The sequence below is a fragment of the Zhurongbacter thermophilus genome (assembly GCF_026184435.1).
In the GTDB taxonomy this organism is placed as follows: Bacteria; Coprothermobacterota; Coprothermobacteria; order Coprothermobacterales; family JAADFF01; genus JAADFF01.
The window spans coordinates 1,445,040-1,462,007 of the sequence record NZ_CP046447.1 but is presented as its reverse complement, the minus strand read 5'-3'; the positions used below and the strand labels follow the sequence as shown (position 1 = coordinate 1,462,007).

General features: G+C 39.3%; 11 protein-coding genes. 7 read left to right on the top strand and 4 right to left on the bottom strand.

The window, feature by feature from the left end; genetic code table 11:
• Positions 1-186: 186 nt before the first annotated feature.
• Both GM182_RS07360 and GM182_RS07355 read right to left on the bottom strand, forming a co-directional pair.
• Positions 187-1,206 carry a mechanosensitive ion channel family protein gene (locus GM182_RS07360; protein WP_449186460.1) on the bottom strand — a complete coding sequence of 340 codons (1,020 nt, stop codon included), beginning with the start codon at positions 1,204-1,206 and terminating at the stop codon, positions 187-189.
• A gap of 11 nt (positions 1,207-1,217) precedes the next feature.
• Positions 1,218-1,880: a hypothetical protein gene (locus GM182_RS07355; protein ID WP_449186459.1), complete on the bottom strand. Its 663-nt coding sequence runs from the start codon at positions 1,878-1,880 to the stop codon at positions 1,218-1,220.
• A gap of 83 nt (positions 1,881-1,963) precedes the next feature.
• Between GM182_RS07355 and GM182_RS07350 the strand changes: the two genes are divergently transcribed.
• On the top strand, positions 1,964-5,224 hold the full coding sequence (locus tag GM182_RS07350) for a GGDEF domain-containing protein (protein WP_449186458.1): 3,261 nt from the start codon (positions 1,964-1,966) through the stop codon (positions 5,222-5,224).
• A gap of 15 nt (positions 5,225-5,239) precedes the next feature.
• Positions 5,240-6,559 (top strand): EAL domain-containing protein, encoded by a 1,320-nt coding sequence (locus GM182_RS07345; RefSeq protein WP_449186457.1) that lies wholly within the window; start codon positions 5,240-5,242, stop codon positions 6,557-6,559.
• Position 6,560: 1 nt separating this feature from the next.
• Here the strand turns inward: GM182_RS07345 and GM182_RS07340 are convergent, their stop codons facing one another.
• The gene (locus GM182_RS07340; RefSeq protein WP_449186456.1) at positions 6,561-8,168 is read right to left on the bottom strand and encodes a FapA family protein; all 1,608 of its coding nucleotides are present in this window, start codon (positions 8,166-8,168) and stop codon (positions 6,561-6,563) included.
• Positions 8,169-8,320: 152 nt separating this feature from the next.
• Between GM182_RS07340 and pfdA the strand changes: the two genes are divergently transcribed.
• The 5 genes from pfdA to GM182_RS07315 all read left to right on the top strand — a co-directional run bounded on the left by pfdA (position 8,321) and on the right by GM182_RS07315 (position 11,501).
• Positions 8,321-8,761: a prefoldin subunit alpha gene (gene pfdA / locus GM182_RS07335; protein WP_449186455.1), complete on the top strand. Its 441-nt coding sequence runs from the start codon at positions 8,321-8,323 to the stop codon at positions 8,759-8,761.
• Between the two features lie 6 nt (positions 8,762-8,767).
• Positions 8,768-8,935, top strand: coding sequence for a hypothetical protein (locus GM182_RS07330; RefSeq protein WP_449186454.1), 168 nt, complete (start codon positions 8,768-8,770; stop codon positions 8,933-8,935).
• Positions 8,936-9,084: 149 nt separating this feature from the next.
• The gene (locus GM182_RS07325) at positions 9,085-10,665 is read left to right on the top strand and encodes a methyl-accepting chemotaxis protein (protein WP_449186453.1); all 1,581 of its coding nucleotides are present in this window, start codon (positions 9,085-9,087) and stop codon (positions 10,663-10,665) included.
• Between the two features lie 329 nt (positions 10,666-10,994).
• Positions 10,995-11,132 (top strand): hypothetical protein, encoded by a 138-nt coding sequence (locus tag GM182_RS07320; protein WP_449186452.1) that lies wholly within the window; start codon positions 10,995-10,997, stop codon positions 11,130-11,132.
• A 108-nt stretch (positions 11,133-11,240) separates the two neighbouring features.
• Positions 11,241-11,501, top strand: coding sequence for a hypothetical protein (locus tag GM182_RS07315; protein ID WP_449186451.1), 261 nt, complete (start codon positions 11,241-11,243; stop codon positions 11,499-11,501).
• 747 nt (positions 11,502-12,248) lie between these two features.
• Here GM182_RS07315 and GM182_RS07310 read toward each other — a convergent pair.
• A complete protein-coding gene (locus tag GM182_RS07310; RefSeq protein ID WP_449186450.1) occupies positions 12,249-16,784 on the bottom strand; it encodes a C1 family peptidase in 4,536 nt (1,511 codons plus the stop codon).
• Positions 16,785-16,968: the final 184 nt, after the last annotated feature.

Below are 16,968 nucleotides of genomic sequence, written 5' to 3'. Positions count from 1 at the left end.
GGTAAGTAGCGCCTGATTTTGTGAAATGATTTTGTAAGAAATCCGCCTGTATATAGATAGGATAGATTAGAACAAGCGTCACGGTAATGTGAAATCTTTTGGGGTGGGAAAGAGATTTCTATTTGGAGGTATGACAGGAAAATTTCTTCGCCTTCAAAAAAAAGGTGGGGGGGATCCCCCACCTTTCTACTGTTCTTTAGGCATTTCTTTGATATAGATATCTTGTTTGGGATAGGGTATCTCTATATCTTCCTTGTCATAAACTTCTTTTAGTTTCTCAATGAATTTGTCTATGATGGCAAATCTACCCAATAAAGTCTTTGATTTGAATAACACTTTGAAGTTTATAGCGCTATCGCCGAATGAATCAAATCTCACTATAGGTTCAAAGCTCTTATCGGCGTCTTCAACTTCATTAACCACTTCTTTGGCTACCTGTAGGGTGATTTCTCTAACTTTTTTCAGGTTGGCATCGTACGATACGCCCACCGGTATGGCGAGTCCATATGATCCATCGTTTCCTTTCTGGAAGTTTACAATGGCGGCATTGACAACTTTAGAGTTTGGTACTATGACATTGGCTCCATCAAATGCTCTGCGTATAACTGTGTTTCTTAGACTGATATCTTCTATGAAACCCTGAGTTTCGTCATCTATCTTTATAAAGTCTCCCACATTGATGTCTTTAGATATAACCAATAGCATGCCAGAGAATAGGTTTGCCAGAATATCTTGTAGTGCAAGGGCTACTGCTAAACCACCGATACCTAAAGTGGTAATAATGGGAGTGATAGATATTCCCACACTTTCAAGGGCTATAAGTATGCCCAGAGACAGTATAAGAATCTTCATAATGGTAATAGTTAAGCCTGTTGCCAGTACTGCTGTGTGTTTTCTTTCAAGATACTCTCTTATGCCCTTTTCAAGGAGTATGACAACATACCAGGTAATGACGATGATAGCGGTAAAAGCTATAACCTTGTTGAGTGATCTGAGCGCAAAGGCACTCAGTGGTGCATAAGGTAGTATGACATATGCAAGATACAGTGCACCCAGTATAGCACCTACTTTCATGGTGATGTCACCGAGATGACATAGGTGTTTGAAGCCCTTGTTGCACAGATAAGAAGATAGTCTGTTCAGCACGGCATAGATGACAATAATACCAACAATCGCGGTAATAATTGAATACCATAGACTACCCATAAAAACACCTCCTATTTATAAATATCTACACCATCTTGGGTTGAAATTATGTAGACCTTATGGCCATCACTCAGCGTCAATGTGTAAACATCATCTTTTTCTGTTGGGTCTTCTTTCGCTACTCCCATACTTTTTAGGGAAATATATGTATCCCAAGGTGAGTTTTCATTGACGGAAAGCACAAATAATGTTGCTCCGTGTGGTAGGTCTTTTCCTACAGTAAACATTGATGTCTTATCGTAGAAGAGATGCAATACCCACTGAATAGCACTATCGGAGAAGACTATAGTAGCTGCGTCTTCAAATGTTATAGGAGCAGAACCTTCAATAGTTATGGTGTTTCCCTCTACAACGATATTGATATCTTCTCCTTGTGCTTCCGATGGTTGTATAGATTTTTTAGCGTGGATAACAAGGTGGAAAAATGTGCCTCCACCTGATTTATTGACATTGAGCGTGTAGTTGTCTGTAGCTTTGAGATTTTCTATAACATAATTGGGAATACTGGCAGTTTTCGATAAATTAGAAATAAATGATACGACGCCGGGTTTTATGTGATCTGTGTTTTCTGTGTTTTGGGTTTCGGTCACAGGTTTTTGGGACGGGCTACCACCGCATGATATAAGAAAAATCACGATAAACAGGGAGATAAATACGCTTAAAAATTTCTTCATGATACCCCCTCCTTCTTGATAGGGCCTTCTATATATTAATTTTACACTCTAAGGTGGTATTATTAGGCAAATGGTGAGTATGTATGAAGGTTGAGAAATTTTTATCACTTAATGAGCCCGGATTCCACGTGGCAAAGATATCGCAAAACGATGTCAGAGCTGAAGATGTGCTTGAATATTTCAAAAAGAGAGATATTAATATTCCCATAATATATTTGCCCGATTATCTGAACCGTTATGTATCTGTGGCTGCTATAGCCTATGCACTACTACCTTATCTTGATGAAGAGTTTTATCTTACCCTTGGTGGTTTAATGGGCACTGTGTTTCAGTCTCTTTTGCCATCTGAAGAGTTGCCTGGTGAATATGATGTCTATCCAGATATCCATGAGCGGGTAGTATTCTATGCCCTTTATAGGGCTATGGATTACATAGCCCATAAATATCAGACAAAAAAGGTGTTATGGGTATTTGGTAGGATAGATTTTTCTCGAGATTATCGCTATAGAAGATTTATTGAGTTTCTTGGGAAGCAAGAGAAACTTGATGCTGGGGCAGTCCATCTATGCGTTGTAGCCGATGCTACTGCCAAGGATTTGGATTTTCCCGAGCTGAATGATGTGGAAATTAACTCTCGATATTCCCTTGAAAAACTCTTATCTTTGCCATTTACAGGAAAACATAGGAAGTTATTGGGGATGCTTGCCCTAATATCCGATAATACCAGTGCCCATCTAACCGTATCGTTTATAGCTCGACTTATCAACCATTATCCGTGGGCAGAAGAGGCTTTTCGTGATCTTTTGCACTGGGGTGTACTAGAGCATCATGGAGATTTTTTCTATAGCTTTACCAATATTGCCATGAAAGACTATGCCTTGCGCAACTGGGTAGATGTCGAGGTTGAGAATATGGCTCTTAGCCTAATGAGGCGGAATCTATATGGCAATATGTATTTCGTTGCCATGCTTAGTGAGAAAAAGGGTGATATTCGCAAAGCACTTGCATCGATAACCTTATATGCCCGACTTATGGTTAAAAGTGGTAGATTTCGTAAAGCTTATGATGATTTGTATCCTTACTATTTTAAGTACAGAGCAAATCTTAGTAAGCCACAGATGGGCTTTTTCCTCAAGTTGGCTTCTGCTAGAGATGACTACGATAAGTCATTGGTTAGATATATTGTAGATAAATTGATGGAAGAGGAAAAGTTGCCCTTTTCTGTTTACATGTATATGGCTATCGTAAGCCCACATGAGGAAAAGTATGTTTCATATTGGCAGGAAATGTTGCAGTATTCTAAGAAAATATCTCCATCTCTTCAGCGTAACGTACTCATACTAAGTGCATTTGAATATTTGTGGCGTTCCCATAGGATTACTCATGAGCAGATGGAGAGTATACGAAGGATTGTTACATGTCCCGATGTAGGGGATCCGTATCTTAAGGTGCACCTTTATAATGGATATGCAAGACTCCTTATTCTCTCTGAGCGTTATAAAGAGGCTCGAGAACTTTTGGATGTTGCGAAAGATATTATAGAAGACCGGATGCTATGGTTTTTGGCCTCTGGTATATTTAATAATCTTTTTGTTTCACTATATCGGGATAATATCGCATATCCATATACTCGCTTGGTTCCTCTGCTATTTAAGGCTTATCAGTCTGCTCTATTGTATGGAGTATCCCGTTCAACGGTGGCCTTTTCTAATTATTTGCTAATAGGTTCACAAGCTTCAGAACCTTATAGTTCTCTGGAAACTATGCTTAAAGATTTTATACCTATTGCCGAGCTTCTTCTTGGTAAGAATGTAGTGCTTGATATGTACTATGCCATGAGTTTTGTAGCCCAAGATTATGGGTATCATGATAGATCTATGTATTATGTAGAGAAGATGAAAAAGATTATGGATGCCATAGGATGGGATAAGGTTCCGTATGACTTGAAGATGAAGTATTATCATGCCAGGGCATATAACCTTATGTTAGAGGGTTACCTTTCGGAAGCTGAGGAGACACTGGAACAGTGGATGGAAAGTATAGGACTATATGGCGAAGGTTATATAAAGAGCAAAGTCGTAAGAGACGGTATCAAAATAATGAGGGGTGAGATTGAACCCGGGGATAATTCTCCTCCTATTCACATATATAGGTATTATCTATCTAGGAATATGCCTGAAGATGGTATAGAGCATCTGAAGAGAACATTACAGGTTTCAGGTAGAATAGGTAATCTTCTTGAGATGGCTCAGGCCAAAGAATTTATGGCTTACTTTTATGAGATGCTTGGTGATATTCCCTCTATGAGAGAGCATTTATACGATGCAATGGCTATGTACTATGTTCTTGAGTCTGCTCGTATGTCTCATATACAGGAAAAACTTGATATATCTCTTAGTGAGGTACCACCAGATATGTTTGATATATATGTCAATCGTATGATGCTTACATATCTGTTTTCAGAGATAGCCCTTGAGAATACTATAGAAGATGTTATGATTAGTATCCTTTCTCGTATTATTATTCCGGCCACTGGCATGTGGATGTTGCTTCAGTGGCAGAACTTTACAGACTTTGTTGGGGTTGATATTACCCGGGGAATAACTCATAAATTTAGTGATTTTTATATGTCTCCATCGGATATCTATGGTGATGTACCGTATAAAGTTAACAAATCACCCTCTTATGTCTATGTGGTATCTCATGTGAAAGATGCCAAGCTTATTATGTATGCAGAAAATCGTTATGTAGAGGGTATCTTTTCAGAAGATACTATCACAAGTTTGAAGGTATACGCTGATAATGTTATAGGTTTGCTTCTCAAGATGAAAGTCAGTGAGCGTGCTATTGTCGATAGTCTTACAGGATTATATTCCCGCTGGTATATTCTTGGCATGCTAAGAAAAGAGATTAGCAGATATCTACGCAACAAAAGTCCTTTATCACTTCTATTTATAGATATTGATGATTTTAAGCGTATCAATGATACATATGGACATGATGTGGGTGATAGTGTACTTGCTAAAGTGGGACAAATTATTAAAGACAGTATACGTATCGTTGATATGGCCGGTAGATATGGTGGTGAAGAGTTTATCGTTATCCTTCCTGACACCGACGAAGAAGGAGCTTTTCTTGTTGCAGAGCGTATAAGAAAGGCTATTCTGAGATACATCGACCATGATATCACACTTTCCGTCTCTATTGGTGTGGCAACATTGAAAGATGGAGAGGTGGTTGGAGATAGAGAGCTTATTAGAAGGGCAGATATGGCTATGTATATGGCTAAGCGTATGGGTAAGAATCGTACGGTTGTGTGGAATTCTAGTGACCTGGTAGAATAACTACAGGGGGCTATTATGAGAAATATATCACTTACTCTTATAGAAGAAGATTTGTCCGATAGGTTAGAGCCTTATTTATCTGCAGGAATCTCACCTATTCTCATTGTTGTACGCAGCTTTTTCAAAGACGAAGAGTGGATAGATTATCTTACATACATTCTCGATGTTGAGGCAATTAAGGGTGATTTTCATAAGACTTTATCCCGTTACTTTGATGTTATTTATGTTGGTTCTACTAGTGGTATAGATTTGTTCGCTATTGTACTACCCAAGTTTGGGGCTGATGTCAGTGATTCAGAAGCATTGAAAAATAAAGTGGAGTCTCTGGAGGATGATCTCATAGCTGTTTTTCTCAGTGATGTGTCTATTCGTAGAATTCAAAAACAGGTAGATATCTTTAGAAATCCGTTTCGCACATTTGTAGAGTTTGCTGTAGGCTATGCTTTCCTGCGTTCTGCCGATACTGATGATATTGTGGAGGCAGTGAAGTTGGCTCTTGGTAGAGCTGACATGCGTAGGCGTATAAAAATAGATGAGTTAAGTCGTGAGCTATATCATATTTTGGATACTGGTAGTGTGTATACCTACTTTCAACCCATTATTGATGTGAAGGAGAAGAAGATTTATGCCCATGAGGCATTGGTAAGAGGGCCGGAAGGCTCTCTTCTAAGGAGTCCGGCTCTCTTATTTAAAATAGCCCATTACAATGGTATGGAGATGGATCTTGACCGTATTGTTAGACGTAAGCATATAGAGACATTTAAGAATTATGTCAAGGAGAACAAAAATGCCCTCTTGTCTATTAATCTTGGCCCTTTTACACCAATGTTTATAGATGATATAGAGAAAGATCTAAAATATGCCGGAATACCCAAGGAGAATATCATCTGGGAGGTATCTGAAAAGACATACATAGATGACTTTGCAGCATTTGCCCGTGTTATAGACCTTCTTGTGTCAGAAGGTTATCAGGTGGCTGTTGATGACTTTGGTGCCGGTGCAACAACATTTAAACTGATATTCTCAATCAATACACGTATTGTGAAAATAGATCGTAGTTTTATAGAAAACGTTAGCCAAGATGTCACCAAGCAGATGTTTTTAGAAAGATTGATAGGTTGTCTTTATCAACCTGATACCTTGCTGTTTATAGAAGGGGTAGAAACTGAAAAGGAGTTTCAGGCTCTTCTTCACATTGGTTATCGTTACTATCAGGGCTACTATATGTTTCGCCCTGCGCCCGAACTAGTAGACGATGAAAAAGTCAAGAATTTATTGAAGGATGTTGAGTATGACATTCCTAGTATGAGGTTTCCCGGTTATTTCCTTTCATAGGTTATTTCTTCTTAATTTTTGCCACAGGTATTTTGACTTTGAATGGTGGTCTAGTCCACTTGTCGGGTTTTAAGTTACCGTCTACCAACCTGAGTACGCATGTATTGATCTTTTCACGGGGCTTATATGTATACCATCCCGCCAGTTTAAACACGCTACCGGGATGTGCCTCTTTGGCTATGTAAATAGCATATGAAGATGCCTTTCGTATGGTTTCCTCTAATTGTTTCTTCTCTTTTTCAAAGTTTCTTAATTTATCTCTTACAGAATTTATCTTACTCATGAGAAGTTGTTTCATATTTGGGCTATTTGTTTTTTTGAGGTTTTCAATAGCCTTTTCTATAGAGGAACTCCACTGTTCCATTTGTTCTTTGATTGTTTGAAGTTTCTCTTTTAGGTCCTCAATGTACCCTGCATGGACTTCAGTGCGTGTACCATGCATATTACCAACAATGGGTGCATATATGTATTTTCGTGCCATAAGGTTGCCCCCCACGGCTATTGCACGGGTATTAACGGCTATGATGTTTTCTCCGGAGAGTATGTCGCTGTGTCTAAATCCTCCATTTGAATACACACTGCCGCCGGCCTCCACTGTCATTTCTATGAATTCTCGTGCATATATAAAACCACCGGCTTTAATATAGCCATCTTTATCTCCTGTGGCTATTCCCTCTATGTACACATTTCCTCCGGCAATAATGTAGCCATTGTCAAGTGTGCCTCTGATAATCACATTTCCCTTGGCCTCGATAGAAAAACCGGGTAGCACGCTGCCCCGCACCTCTACATGTTTCACATTTTTAATGTTGCCCACTTCATAATCGAGATCACCATCTACGATATATACCTCTTCTACCTTATACTTCCCTTCTTCTTTGGTAAGAATACCACTGGTTGTTGCTATAACCTTGTTGCCTTCTACTTTTAATCCTTCGCCGATAACAGACTGAAGTTCTATATCCTTGCCGGGTATAGGTGGTATTTCCCTGTCAAATATATCTCTACCAGGTTTACCCTTTGTGGGTGGAATTTTTTCTATCACGATGTCACCTTCGTCCACATATATGAGGCTACTGATTTCGTGCCAGTCTATTTTGCCTTTTTTCAAGGATGGTACAACTTTTTTTTCCTCGGGAATTACCTTAATATATGCATTTTTGCCATGAATGGGGGGTATGCCTCTTGCTACAACTTGGGGTATACCGGGCTTCTGAATGGCCGTCTGTATAGCCGATTTATCTATGTATTTGGGACTTACATGGTGCTTAGATATAAGCTCGTTGTATATGTCATCTGCTGTCATATCCGTACCATTACCTATCGCCGGATAGTACACAATACGGCCAATGAGACCGTCGGGAGAAGTGATAAGTTCAAAGTACCCATTGCTGTTTATGATTTCATCACTAATTTTTATCCATTTACCCTGGTGCTTGTTGATATTCTTAATGAGAATATTATCTATCTTGGGAAGGTGCAGTTTAGACAGTAGGGATGATAGTTTGTTGGGTTCTATTGTGTTGTGTAATTTGATAAAAGTGCCACGAGGTTCTGTTTTTATAGATACGCGACCGACTCTAACGACTTTGATGCTATCTCCAGACAAGATGTTCACCTCCCCCTCCTTATCATTATAAACCCTTGTGTAAATAAGTACTTGTGAGATTGTTGTCAGTATGTTTGGTGAATGTTTTGATGTGATTTCTGGTATTTATATATTGCCCGAGGTAAAAAACCGAGGGAAGGAGGTGGTGTACCATGGTGAAGAAACTCACTCGTCAGGAGAAGGAGCAGATGTACACCGATCTCCAGGAGAAGTTCAACGTCTTGTTGGCTAAGGCTGAGGGCCTGAGGGACCAGATTAGGGGTATCGACGCTGCCATTGTGCAGTGGGGTGCCACGCTGAATACCCTAAAGACTTTGAAGTCTATGGGTAGCGGTAAAGTGGTGCACATACCCGTTGGTCCCGATATCAAGGTCAAAGTCAAACTGGAGGAGATTGACACTGTCATCATGAACGTGGGCTCTGACATTTATGCAGAGTTCTCCTATGAGGATGTCGAGAAAAAGATCGAAGAACAGGTAGCTCTCTTAAGGGCTTTGAGGGACTCCCTTGTCACGGAGCTTGAGAGTACTGTTCAAGAACTTAAGGAGATTCTGCCTAAGGTGAGGGAGACAGGCCCAACGGAAGAGGAGTGATTCGCCATGGTACGGAAGGAGTGGGAATGGTATCAGAAGATACTAGAAGGAGCCCGCTCCTTCTATCTGGACCTGGGCGGCATACTAGTGGAGGTAGACAGACAAACTGCCGAAGAACACCTCCGCCAAAGGCTCAGGGAAGATGCCACCTCCGAAGAAGGGAGCACCGAATAGGTGCTCCCTTCTCTTTTTGTTCCCATTTATTAGCTTCCTATACGAGAGATTGCTTATAATGTTAGGCTCGGTGAGCGATATAATTTTTGTATAAGCTTGTATTCTTAAGGGTTACTTCTGCTGATAAGGTGCTGTAGGAGGTGGGTGATGTGAAAAAACTAATGAATCTCATGATTATTTTAGCTATTGTAGCCTCATTGTTTGCAGTATACATGTTCTACAAGTCTTATGTTATCTTCCAGTCTGTCCAGACGATTGAGAATGTATCAGGTTTTAATAACAGCCTAACAAGGGTTGTCTTGTATGCTACAGAATATGCTATTGCCAAAGATGAAGCCATAAAGTCGCTGTATGAGAAAAGGCTTAGCGACTTTAACCAATATACTCAGAATATGAATGTGCCTAAATCAATGGAGGAAGATGCAAAACGTGTTATTGGAGAGGTGAGAGAACTTGAAAAATTGTTTAATAACGATGCCACAGATATCCATGATATTAACGCGAAAGTCGAAGCCATTTTGGATGATTTGCATGATATTGAGGTAAAAGCCATTGGAACTACCCACTCATCTATTCTTACACTTCTTGTTATATCCATTGTCTTGGGTGTTATCATGATGCTCTCCCTCTTATATGCCATGTATCTCACAAAATCTGTTCTCGATGCCGTTTATAAACTTGAGAAACTTGCCAATGAGATGGAAAAAGGCAAACTTAGTATCGATGTCAATGTTAGAGGACAAACAGAGGTCGGTAAAGCCCTTATACGCTTGATGGAGGTTATTGATGGTAAGCTTGTACCACTTGTTAGTAGTGTTGTGGAGAGCACAAGGCAACTAGATACCCTTATTGATAACCTTGACAAGTCCTCCGATGTTATGGCGGATACGGTTTCCGAATTTCGCATGCAGGCGGAGCAAATTGCCGCTCAGTCTGATGACATCCGCGATGCCATAGATAGTGCTCTTGCCTCTGTCTCTGAGGTTCTTGGTGGAACAGAAAGTGTGGCCAACGCCGCTGTGGAACTTTCTCAAGTGGCAGAGATGCTTAACCAAATAGTAGAAGAGGGTAAACGTAGCATGATGGCACTTGATGAGGCAATGGGTAGAGTTGTCTCCAGTACTGGTAGTGCTACAGAGCGTATTAAGGAACTGGAAAAGTGGACAGAGCGTATCAATGAAATAGTAAAAACTGTTGGTGATATTGCCGAACAGACTAACCTACTGGCCCTCAATGCCGCCATTGAGGCTGCCCGTGCTGGCGAGGCAGGGAAGGGCTTTGCCGTTGTTGCCGAAGAGATTAGAAAACTGGCAGAAGGTAGTAGGCAGGCAGCCGATGAGATAGCTGATGTGCTGAAAACCGTTGCCTCTAACATAAAGAAGGCTACTCAGGAGATGGAGATCGTATCAAAAGCTGTGGAAGTGTCAGGTCAGGCAGAAGATGCCATGAACGGAGTGCTCTCTAAAATTGCAGAAGGGGCTATAGATGTTAGCGAGGGAGCCGAGTCTATGGCTGCCCTTGCCGAAGAGCAGACAGCCGCCGCCCAGAATATCTCTAGCGAGCTTGATAATGTGCGTCAACTTGCCCACAGCTTTACATCAAGCGTTGAAACCATATCCAGTGGTGTCAGGTCTATAAGTGAGATAGCAGAGAAAATCAAGGATATATCCGACAAACTGGCATATCTCTCCGACGACCTCAGGCAAAAGGTAGAGTTCTTTAAAGTGTAGAAAATCGGATATTATTTCCATGGTTTTTATAGCCCCTAACATGTTGGGGCTATTTTTTAATAGGTTGCAGATGATGTCGTGTTTTGTTATATGTTTGTCATGGCTATATTTCTAAATCATTTGCATGTTGTCGTGTTGATAATGTGATTGCAGTGGAAACTGACATAAAAGTGATTGGATGTTTTTACAATCTTCAGAAGATTATATCTTCCCACTATCTCCTCTTTCATAAAGAAACGATATCAGAGCAATTGATATTTAGACATGGTGAAAAACTAACCAATTTATAGCATTGCATTCGTGATGATTTCGAGAAACTGAAGAATAGGGTGATTAGTACCCGTAAGTTGTCTCAGCGTGCCGCATACTGGTTTAGAAAGATGATATGGAAAGAAAATGCCTTTAAAGAGGTAAAGATTACCGATGATTTTGAGGTTCAGGTGCTTGACGATAAGGGGCTAATGTGAGCAGGTAAGAAAGTGTGTTGAAAATAGGGCTTCTACCATTTGGATATTGGAGCACGACGACGCCACCAGTAACACTGTGGCAAAGAAGATTGCTTAGGAGGTATTTCTATGGATCTTCCCTCTATTAGTGTCAAGATAACCGAAGATGGAAAAAGGTATCTTGAAGAGATAAACAAGCAGTTGGGAGTACCTGTTACGCTACTCTGGGGGCTCTCAGCTGTGCTTGGCAAAGTCAGGGGGGAAAGGCCCCTGAACAGCCGAATAAGTATGATATCGGTAAAGCTATTCTTTTTCCCGACGGGGTCCTTGCTGTCATTATTGCCGTTGCAGGAGATAAGGCAGATACCTTTAACAAGGCTGTATATATAGCCTAAAGATATGCATCTACCGGTGTATACTATTTATATCAGATACTTAAGGATAAAAAGGAATAATTTACAGATCATGTCGTATATGAGGTTTTGCAGGTTCTTCATGGCGACTCTTAGGGGGTGATGCATTTGGGGTTTTTAGAAGCTCTTGTAGATATGGGTAAGGTTGTGGGGGTATCGGGCAGTGGCATATTCAGATATGCTTCTCTGTTTAAGGTTCTTCAGATGGGACGTATGGCTTAAAGAAACATCTCAGCAGGGTTCCCGCACTCACGGGGAGGTATATGATGTGCCTGATAAAGGTAGATTCTATCAGCTTCTTAATACTGCTTTTAAGAAGATAGCTGCATGTACAAAGACATAGGTGTTGATAGAAACTTTTGTGTGTGCATTTGATGCGAATTGCTTTGAATAGATTGGGAACAATCATGACAAGCTAGTAAAATATTGGAAGTGGTTTATAGACAACAGAAATGTGTTGTTCTTAACCGAAGCACTCTCTTCACAGTAGATGTAATTAAAACTGTTACACTACTGCTGAGAGTAGTGGGGTACAACTACGGGGCACTTAAGAACGACGTTGGTGTGCCGACCATTCTAATACCAGACGAGATAACACATAGGGAGGTTACAGTTCCTAGAAATGCCAGCGAAAAGTGGTTTTTGTAACAGGTAACCAAAAACATACAATAAGAAGAATGGGGGCCATACTGCCCCCATTTTGTATTCGTAGTATATTTGATACTTATCGTTTTTCTTTGATAAAATACGTATTAAACAACTGCCCCACCTTGTTTGCTATGTTCTGATAATACTGGCTCTTCTGTAACCATGCTGGGGACGTGATAGAAACATCAAGGTTGTTCCAATCAATATCAATATATTTTCCATTGCCTGCCAGTAATAGGTGGTTATCAATAACTTTTGTATGGGCGTTATATATAGGACAAAACCGAACAGTACCAGCAAATAAGTTGTAATCAAACACTGCACTGGGGACATTGTTGTTACCTGTGGGGAAAATGGTGGCAAGTGGTAGATATTGGGCATTTATTGCTTCAATGCTCATAATACCTGTGGGTAGATGTGGATTATATAAATAGGCTCCATTGTATACTCCATAGGTATTGAAATCTTTTTGGGCCAGTAGCACGTATCGTTCTCCTAAAAATGATAATAGTGGAGCTATGTATACATGATATTGTGCGGGATTGCTCAGATATTGATATAGATAGCCAGCTATGTCAGTATTCCACAACTCATATTTGCCAGTGTGTAAATTAAACATTGCCCAGCTGGTATGGTGAAGCCATGTATTTTGTTGATCGTTGGTGGTTTCTACACTTGCTAGTATCATAATGTGTGGATTATTGTTCCAGCTAAAGACATACAGAATCATATCTAGGGGTTCATAAATGTACAGTTTTTGATTGTTTGTAATAGTAATTGATGTATTAGCAAGTTCTTGATGTGTATACATTCGATAGGTCGCTGTATGGAGGTTAATATCAGTTAGTGTGTATTTATTGTCGTAGGATGAGAAACTTAATCCGTTGGAGAGTTGTCCATTGAAAAAATTGTTTGGCCAATGAGTAGCAGCTATTGTTAATAGATGTATATCATTATGATAATAGTACACCGCATATCCATTGAATACAACCTGTCTTGATGAATCGTATTCTGTGCTTGCACATCTGTTCGGGGGTATCGTTTGAGGATCCACTATAGCAGAAACGACAGTGAATTGAGATATTGGATACCATATATACACGTGATTGTATATGTGTACAGTGTAAGCTGATGGGATTGTGAGGGGATATGTAGCTGTTTTTTGCCATATGGTATTAAAAGTATTGTAGTAAGTATGGAGATAGTTAATGAAGCCTGTTAAGGTTTCAGATTGTACATTATGTAGTAAATGATAATGTGTAGTGGCATATGCTACTATATCTGAAACAAAAACATCTATAGGTGTAATATTGACAAATGCTTTTTGGTACTGGAGACAGTCGGTAGAGGTAGATTGTATGGCATATTTGTCTACTATTTGTGATTCAATTCCTGCTTTATAGCCATCATATGCAGCATACTCAAAGGCTGTCGCGGGACTATAATAAGTAATGCTTACAACATTTACTGAAGTGGCTGTTTTGAGTAATAGTGTTCTAGTATGTGTAGAGATATCAAATTGCACGGATGTAGCTGTATGAGCTATAGGATTGAGGCTATAGTCGATGTTATATATCGTGGTAGCAGTAGTTATAATGAGTCGGCTATTGTAAGAGTAATAGGATAAATACACATGTGTAATGGTACTGCTATTTGTAAGTTTTTGAATGCTATATAGCGTTTTCGTTGCAAGGTATGAACGAATATCAACATAACTGTAGGGTCTCACATAATTGGTCCTGTCCTTATTAATATCTTGTGGGGTATTCTGTGAAGTAGAAATTAAAACATTTGGTCTATTGTCCAGAATATGTATATCTGTAAGAGCAGAATCCCACAAGTAGAGCGCAATGTCTGATGCGGTAAATTCTGGTATATAATGTATTTCAAAATCGTTAACAGGAGAATAGAATATATGTATTTTTTCAGTGGATATATCGACATACCAGTCACTGTTGTACCATAGCTTAGGCATGTTTTTCCATGTGTTAACTGGTAGCAGTATACGATGTTCTCCCCAATTTAAATATTCTTTAGACAAGCCATTGTCAACTTGAGCAGTGGACACTATAACATATCCTGCTATGGCTTTTTGATTTCTTATAGCGGTAGAATAATAGTCATCCTTTTCTGCAAGAACAAAATATATATTGTTGTTTTGATATCCGATAATCACAGGAGTATAATGTGATGTGTTGAATTTTGTTGTATCATAGCTATCATCAGTATCTAAAGCCATAATAGGTTTCATTTTGTTATCATAGTATGTGTAAGCAAACAATGCCTCATTTAAGGAACTGACTGTTTTAGGTATGATCCAGTGTTTCCAGTACAGATATTTCTCATCTTCAAATATAGGATATGGAGTGTTTGCAGAATTGAAAATCAACTGTCCCCAGTCAAAATCATGGTTATCTGGCACTTTGATGTTTTGTAGGAGGTGAACCTCAGCAGAAGGCCATGTGTAATGATTTACAAATGATAAGTTTTCAAGTATAGAATCGGTAGTTGGTAGCTGTATAGCAGTATATACCAGATAGTTGTTTCCTCTCCTATACAAAGTGGAGCTATTATTATCTGAAGCAGCATACATAACATGGAGTGTATTGGTGTCTATATTAATACCTGAGAACTTAACAGAATGTATATCCAGATATTGTTGTAAATTAGATAGCACTGCATCGTCAATAGTGTGATACCAACCGGTTTGTAAGTCGATAATATAAGTCGGCAATTGATAATTATCACTATCGCTGTGTATTGTGGGATAAAAGATAAGTTTATTACCTATAAAGAAATCTACATAGTAGCCTGTTACAACATTTGAAAGACGGAGTGGTACAGTTTGTGGGGCAAGTGTGTGCTTGTTAAGAACAATAAAAGCAGACCTTTCAACTGGAAAAACAATATAATCATCGTTAGCAATAATTTTATCGATATCTGTAATTTCATCCCATACTTTGTAAATTTTGTCGGTTGATGTTCGATAATACAAAGAATAAGTTCGTGAGCTATTATCTTTATCAAAATTGGCTATAAGGAAAAAGTGCTTATCTATAGGTATATAATTTGCTGGGTAAAAATATTGTTGATTGTAATGCAGTGAAGTTTTTTGCAATAAGGTTGTATTATGATGACGCATATTTTGAAAGCCACTGTCCATATATCTCATAACCCAGCGTCCACCACTGCCTAATATGGGAGTAGTGTTGCTTGTAGTAGTGCTACTTGTAGTGGAGGTATTATTAGAAGATGTAGTGACATTGGTGCTGGTCTTTACGATTGTGGAAGAGGACATTATAGAAAATCCTTCTAACCATGTGGCGTGCATTGGTAGCATTGAGGTGTCTACATACGTTAAGTATTGCTGCTTGCCATCTGAAATGATGATGTATTTGTAATGATATAACATATCTGCATTGTCTGGAAACAACTGTGCGATAACGATTTTTGATGCTGTATGAACGGATAGTGTAGTAGCTGTTATAGTAGTGGCGGTATGTACGATGAAATGTTCATCATCAAGAATGTTAACATTGTTAGATAGGGAGATGGTAATAGTACCGGTGTAGGCTCCATATGTTTGAATAGCAATCTGGTAGTTATAAATATTTATATCGGGTACAAAGCCACTAACTTGTTTAGGAATCATAATCAATATGCCTGCCGCAATATTTTTGATATAATCATACGTGACAGGAACGATGCCATTGATACCAGAATTTCCTCCCCAAGTGTTTTTAAGGAATACAACTTTTTGTTGGTCATCATACCCCATAACAGCTATAGCGTGTGGTTTTTTCATATCTGCCATATTAAGGGGAGAGGTTGCAGTAATGGGAGTACGCCTACTAGAAGGCAAATTCCACCAGCTCTGCCACTTGTCTTTTTCTATGGCGGTGTCAATGAAGATAACAACGCCATAATGTTTAGATGCGGCTGCCTTAATGTAAGGCAACAAATTTTCATCGTTGTTTTCTCGCATATACAACTTTACTTCTACAGGGTATGGCTTATCACCTACCAAAAGTTCTTTTCTATCTGGTTGGTAGGTATACATATCTGTCATTTGATTATATGCTGTTATAGGCACTAGGTCGGATGGAATTAAGCCCATGTCATCGATAGCCTTCGCAAGATGTTGCGGATAGCTGCCTTCCATTGCTCTGCCTGTGCCATCCCTGTCGTTAAAAGCGAAGTATACCTCGGGGGCGAATGTGTTATCAAAAGTGGCTATACGATGCAGCTTCCTGTTCCATACATAACTGCCTGCTACATAAATAGAGCTCCAAGCCATACATCCGCCAGTTGGTTGCTGACCAGCATTTGTGGGAATGTATTTGGTGTTATACAAAACAAAGGTAGCGGTATTACCTATTAGCAGTTTGTCTAGCCATGTTTTGCTGGCAAGTATATCACTGTAATCTGTGGCGTCGATTTGTAAGTCAGTAGCTGCATTGGCTAGCCAGCTTCGATGAAAATTGAAAGATTGTCTGGTGTTCGGTTGAGCCGATACTTGTCTTATGAGCGAGGTGGGAGCAATAAGTGACGCATTCACAGAGATAATGACAAGTATGATGATAAGAATGGTTTTTGCTGTTTTATACCACATGTGATATCCCCTCCTTTTCTCTGGTTAATGAATAACTTTGTTATTATTGTACTGTAGATGCCTTGGGTTTTGATGGGATGCTAATAATCCTGCATATTTTATAAAATATTAACGGATATCGTATAATAACCATAGATACATTATGGTAAGGCAACATTTATAATAATTTTCAATAATGTGGAAA

Excerpts from the sequence above, each read along its gene's own strand:
- GM182_RS07360 (WP_449186460.1), bottom strand. The coding sequence starts at position 1,206 with ATGGGTAGTCTATGGTATTCAATTATTACCGCGATTGTTGGTATTATT.
- GM182_RS07355 (WP_449186459.1), bottom strand. The coding sequence starts at position 1,880 with ATGAAGAAATTTTTAAGCGTATTTATCTCCCTGTTTATCGTGATTTTT.
- GM182_RS07350 (WP_449186458.1), top strand. The coding sequence starts at position 1,964 with ATGAAGGTTGAGAAATTTTTATCACTTAATGAGCCCGGATTCCACGTG.
- GM182_RS07345 (WP_449186457.1), top strand. The coding sequence starts at position 5,240 with ATGAGAAATATATCACTTACTCTTATAGAAGAAGATTTGTCCGATAGG.
- pfdA (WP_449186455.1), top strand. The coding sequence starts at position 8,321 with ATGGTGAAGAAACTCACTCGTCAGGAGAAGGAGCAGATGTACACCGAT.
- GM182_RS07330 (WP_449186454.1), top strand. The coding sequence starts at position 8,768 with ATGGTACGGAAGGAGTGGGAATGGTATCAGAAGATACTAGAAGGAGCC.
- GM182_RS07315 (WP_449186451.1), top strand. The coding sequence starts at position 11,241 with ATGGATCTTCCCTCTATTAGTGTCAAGATAACCGAAGATGGAAAAAGG.
- GM182_RS07310 (WP_449186450.1), bottom strand. The coding sequence starts at position 16,784 with ATGTGGTATAAAACAGCAAAAACCATTCTTATCATCATACTTGTCATT.